This is a genomic window from Blautia sp. CGZ-1-C1 (assembly GCF_056504575.1).
Window position 1 is genome coordinate 1 of record NZ_JBWLUT010000021.1, and the last position, 5,889, is coordinate 5,889.

Consider the following 5,889-nt stretch of genomic DNA (forward strand, 5'->3'; position numbering starts at 1 on the left):
CAGGATAAAAAATATAAAAAACAACAGCTGGCAAGTAAACAACAATATATTATCCAAAATGGGCTTGCACAAAGCATTTCATCTGATTCTCTGAAAGAGAAAATATTTACGATTCTCACAAACGCTAATGGTACAAAACAATATGCCTTTCTCATGACAGATATCAGCAACTTCCATCTGATCAATGACTACTGGGGATATGAAACAGGAACCAAAATCCTGAATTTTGTGCTCAAAAGAATGGAACTTTTTCAGGAATCCTTATTTGTAAACAGATATCACTCCGATATTTTTGTAGCAGTGATCGATACAACCGGATATGACACAAGTGAGATAAAAGAACGCATTGAACGACATAATACTCAGATTACAAAGGAAATTTTGCAGTCGTATCCAATCAATTATTTCCATCTGAATACTGGCATTTACTATCTGAAAGATATCAATATTCCGGCAGAAGAAATCATTTCCCATGCAAACATCGTGCGCTGTATCGCAAAGACAAAATTATCAGGTGTATGTGAATATACTCAGGATATTGCCATGAGAGAACAGCATAAAGCAGATACGATTCACTCGTTCAAACGCGCATTAAGCCAGAAAGAATTTAAAGTTTATTTTCAGCCTAAAATACATGGTAAAGATCAGACACTTGCAGGTGCAGAAGCCCTGGTAAGATGGCAGCGGGATGCCAGGACGATCTGGTATCCGGATGTGTTTCTTCCAATTCTGGAGGAAACAGGAGAAATCCAGGCGTTGGATTACTATGTGTACGAAGAAACTTTTATCTGGATGAACCAACGCCAGAAAGAGGGAAAGAGAATCGTTCCTGTCTCTTTAAATGTATCACCGGTTCATTTCCGGGATATCCAAAGTTTCACTAAAAAAGTAATGAATCTGATAGAGAAGTATGAGATAGAACCTCATAATCTGATATTCGAGATCACAGAAACTACTTTTATTCATAACATTGAAGCCGTAAATGCCATGATCCGTTTCTTTCACGACAAAAATATACGGATATCCATGGATGATTTCGGTTCAGGCTATTCCTCACTGAATACTTTAAAAGATATCCTGTTTGACGAAGTTAAAATAGACAAGCGTTTTCTTTCAGATGATCTGTCCGAAAATGGAAAGATCGTCCTTCAGGAAATTTTTCATCTGTTAAAACGGACCAAGAAATTTATTGTTTGTGAAGGTGTGGAAACAAAAGAAATGGTAGATTTCCTTGTAGAAGAGGGATGTGATGAGCTTCAGGGGTATTACTACTATAAGCCTATGAATCAGGAATCATTTGAACAATTGTTGCAAAAAACATTCTAAAATTAATCTCTGTAATTTACTGATATATAAATAAGGCTCCGGTTACTAATCAGTTCATAAAACATCAGTAACCGGAGCCTTTATTTATATCAGATCAGTAAGTTATCTGCTCAGCATTGTCATAATTATCTTCCTCTGTACCATCCAGACTACCGTCAGTATTATCAGCCGTTGTATCGTCAACCGGATAATCAATCTGGTCTGAAGAGTCATCTCCTGAGTCATCACCAGATGTCTGATCATCATTCCCAGTATCAGAAGATCCGTCCTCATTATCAGTATTATCATATTCCTGATCAGAATTATCCTGTTGATCATCATAAGTATTATCATTATAGGAAGAATCATCATAGCTGCTGCCATCATCTGAATTATCATCATAATTGCTTTCCTGCGTATAAATGGGAAATCCATTCTCCTCAGCCTGTTCTTCTGCCTGCGCCTGAGCCTCTGCTGCTGTTTCCGGTGCTTCTATAAAGTTTGTAACCGCTTTTGATACGGTATTTCCGGTAGGAGCGACAGCAGAAATTGCAAACATCGCACCACAAAGCAGAACAGCAGTTCCGGCAATCTGAATTTCATCTATATGTCTCATAAAAATATATCTCCTTGTAAAAAACTTAATAACATAACATGATTTCTGATCTGATTATATACCTTAAATATGTTTTTTTGTAGAGTAAATTTTAACCAATCGAATAATTACAAAAATAAACGTTACTGTTCACTCCGTTCTCAGTAACGTAGCCAAAATTCATTCCAGATTGCCTGCGGCAATGGAATTTTGGCTTGTATGTCTCGGGATTTTGGCATATTTATGCCAAAACACCTCGCGGGATAGTGGTGTGTGAACAGTAACATACAATCATATTGAAAAAAACTGAATATTGAAAAAAGCTGGATTCTATCCTCGAAATCTGCTATTATATAAAAGATATATATATTTTCAAACTATAAACAAAACAGAGGTGGCATTTATGAGCTGGTATAACGAGGCAATATTCTATCACATTTATCCACTGGGCTTAACCGGAGCACCAAAAACTAATGATTACAGTGCGTCAGTCTCCCGTCTGAACACATTACTCCCATGGATCGATCACATCAAAGAAATCGGATGTACTGCATTATACATCGGACCTTTATTTGAGAGTGTCGGTCATGGATATGAAACCACTGATTATAAGAAGCTTGATTCCCGTCTGGGTACTAACGAAGATCTCAAAAATTTCGTAGCAGTCTGTCACGAAAAAGGAATTAAGGTTATCTTTGACGGTGTATTTAATCATACAGGTCGTGACTTCTTTGCATTTAAAGACATTCAGCAGAATCGTGAGCATTCCAGATATCTGAACTGGTACTGCAATGTAAACTTCGGCGGAAACAACGAATATAATGACGGATTCTCATATGAGAACTGGGGCGGTTACAACCTTCTGGTAAAATTAAATCAGAGAAATCCGGAAGTTCAGAATTATATCTGCGATGTAATCCGTTTCTGGGTATCCGAATTTGATGTCGACGGGATCCGTCTGGATGCGGCAGATGTGCTTGATTTCGATTTCATGCGTGCACTTCGCCGCACAGCAGCAGAAGTAAAAGAAGACTTCTGGCTTATGGGTGAAGTTATCCATGGTGATTACAGCCGCTGGGTAAACGGAGAGACACTTCACAGTGTAACGAACTATGCACTTCACAAAGCACTCTATAGTGGTCACAATGACCATAACTATTTTGAAATTGCTCATACAGTGAAATATCTTCAGAACATGGGAAATCTGGATCTCTACAACTTTGTGGACAACCATGATGTAGAACGTATCTATACCAAACTGTCAAATAAAGCCCATTTTGCCCCGGTTCATGTATTACTTTATACACTTCCTGGAGTTCCAAGTATTTATTATGGATTCTGAATTTGGCATCGAGGGAAAGAAAGAGAAATTCTCCGATGACAGCCTCAGACCTGCACTGAATCTGAAGGACTATGCAGATGCCATAACAACAAATCCAAACACAGCTCTGATCGCGGCACTTGGAAAGGTGAGACAGCATACACCTGCATTAAGTTATGGAAGCTATACAGAACTCCATCTGACAAACCGCCAGTTTGCATTTGCCCGTGATCTTGACGGAGTCCGAGTGATCGTTACTGTAAACAATGATGACAATGCAGCAGGAATGAGCCTTCCGGCTGGAAATTGTGCAGAATATGTCGGAACTCTTACCGGACAAGAAAGTATCTGTTGAGGGTGGACGCATCAATGTGACGGTAGCCGCAAACAGCGGTGAAATCTGGGTACCGGCAGATACAATGACAGAAGATACACAGATAAAAGTTGAAAATGCAGCAGAGGTTCAGGCAACATCCGATACTGAGACATCTGCTTCCGCTGAGACATCCGAAACTAAAAAAGCTGAAATTAAAGAAGCAGTAACTAAAGAAACAGCACAGGATCTTGCAGCACAGGAAACTGCCGCAGCGAAAGAGGAATCTGCCTGCGCAAATGGAACATGTGCAAAAGATGCTGACAAAACAGATGAAACTTCGGATACAGCAGCCAAAACAGTAGCCGATTTGAGCAAAGCACCGGAAGATATGACAGTAGCGGAACTGCAGCTTTGCATCCTTGCTAAAATGGCAACGAACGGTCCTGTTACCGACCAGATGAAGAAAACCGTATATGATAATATCTGGCATGACTCTCTGGTAAACTGGTTTAAGAGTTTTCGTTAAGATTTAACCAGTCAACTTACTAAACAAAGGAACTACGTTACAATGAAAAGAAAAGTAAAGATACAGAGTTTTCCTATGTAAATAAAAAGATGTACTTACTAAGAAAACATACTATTACAAAGTGCGGGCATATCGTACTGAAAATGGTAAGAGAGTATACAGCAGTTATTCTAAAGTAAAGAGCGTTAAAGTTAAATAATATAAAATCAGATAATAACTAACCAGAAATTATAAAAATATCGGGCAGGATAAGTTCTTTATTACACTCTTATCTGTCCGATATTTTTATTTAAGGATTTGTGGACTTTAAATTTTGCAAGTGCTACAATAAAGAGCGTATAAAAATCGACCTGAAAGGAGAACCGAAAACTGAACGTTCTTAAACGTACTTCACGAGTACTGGTGATGATCGGGCTTGGCAGATCCCCGTGCAGAAAATGGAAATTCCTCTCCAAAACAGGAATTAATGACATGAAGTTTCTGGTAACAAATATCATGCTTCCGGTTGCGATTTTTCATGCAGCTGGCAACTGCTGATTATAGTTCTGAAACAGGGAAGCTGGTTCTGTATGACATGTTTTCCTGATGCTCCTGATTCCTTTTGGCATCGGATTTCTCCTGAAACCGTTAATGACAGGTGTTTATCAGAAATATCTGCCATTTATGGTCAGCGTATATGAAGGCGGACTGATGGCATATCCTTTATATACAAGCTTATGCGGACAGGAGAATCTTTCTCAGATCGCAGTACTGGATATCGCAGGACTTTTGTTTGGATTCAGCATCTACATGGGAATGTTGGGACAGACAGAAAATGGTGAGAAAGTAAACGCAAAGAGCGTCTGCGTTGAGCTGCCGTTAAAACTCCTGCATATTTATTGCAAGTGTGCTGGGAATCATTGCCGGACTTACCGGTATTATCCGGTGTCTGCTGGAGAGTTCCTGGGGAAATGTATATCTGAGTGTGGAGAATATCCTGACGACTTCCGTTACTGCCATCATCCTGATTGTGGTAGGATACAGCTTTGAACTGACTCCTGAATTATTAAGTCCGTGTATCAGAACAATTTATTGACTACAGCCTTACAGGCAGAACTATTGCAGGTGTTCTTTTCACCGTACATAGTTTTGTCGAAAACAATAAGCTGCTGGATTCTGCAATGATTGATAGTTATTAGCGTCCTGCACCTGCTACATTCAGTATGCAGACTTTCCTCAAGAAAAAGAGGAGAGCGTTGTAACGTGCTTCCATAAGGTCACTCATGTATTGCGTTGTATCCATTCTGGTTTATATGGTTCTGGCATTTACAGTTTCTTAAATGTAATGCGCCCTTGTCGATATCTGGCAGGGGCATATTATATTGTTCGGAAATTTTCTTATTATGCACATGATTTTACTTTTCTCATATTGATAAAGTGAACAAGCATCTAAGAGGTTCTTATGTGTAATTCAGCAAATAGTAATCCTAATTATCATAATCCGCAGCAGCATGTTCACGAAATTACGGGAAGCACAGCTACCGTAAACGGATGCCGTGAATGCCACAACCACCGTTTTTGTACAGTTTCCGGCGAAGCTATTCGAATGGGAAACTCTCATGTACACGAAGTAAAATTCCGTACTGATTTTTCTGATGGACACTTCCATGAATTTTGCGGAACATCATCCCCTGCGATTGATGTCGGCAATGGAAAGCATGTTCATTTTGCAAAAACATTTACTGATATGCGTGACGGACACCGACATCAGTTTCAGGTGGCATCTTTGATTGACAGTCCGACTGATTTCGAAATGCAACTGCCACGATTAAGCCAGTGAGATATGG

Annotated in this window: 4 protein-coding genes and 1 pseudogene; 4 read left to right on the top strand and 1 reads right to left on the bottom strand. The window is 39.4% G+C overall.

The window, feature by feature from the left end; genetic code table 11:
- A partial coding sequence (locus tag AC058W_RS01120; RefSeq protein WP_479389586.1) for an EAL domain-containing protein occupies positions 1–1,326 on the top strand: 1,326 nt, incomplete at its 5' end.
- Between the two features lie 94 nt (positions 1,327–1,420).
- Here AC058W_RS01120 and AC058W_RS01125 read toward each other — a convergent pair.
- Positions 1,421–1,921 (bottom strand): hypothetical protein, encoded by a 501-nt coding sequence (locus AC058W_RS01125; protein ID WP_117674496.1) that lies wholly within the window; start codon positions 1,919–1,921, stop codon positions 1,421–1,423.
- 382 nt (positions 1,922–2,303) lie between these two features.
- On the opposite strand from AC058W_RS01125, the pseudogene AC058W_RS01130 reads away from it, so the two are divergent.
- The 3 genes and pseudogenes from AC058W_RS01130 (at position 2,304) to AC058W_RS01140 (ending at position 5,882) form a co-directional block, all read left to right on the top strand.
- A pseudogene (locus AC058W_RS01130) lies at positions 2,304–4,063 on the top strand (alpha-amylase family glycosyl hydrolase).
- 585 nt (positions 4,064–4,648) lie between these two features.
- Positions 4,649–5,092, top strand: a complete 444-nt coding sequence (locus AC058W_RS01135) for a hypothetical protein (protein WP_479389587.1) — start codon at positions 4,649–4,651, stop codon at positions 5,090–5,092.
- A 412-nt stretch (positions 5,093–5,504) separates the two neighbouring features.
- Entirely contained in the window at positions 5,505–5,882 is a 378-nt protein-coding gene (locus AC058W_RS01140; RefSeq protein ID WP_479389588.1) for a YmaF family protein, read from the top strand.
- The last annotated feature ends 7 nt before the right edge of the window (positions 5,883–5,889 follow it).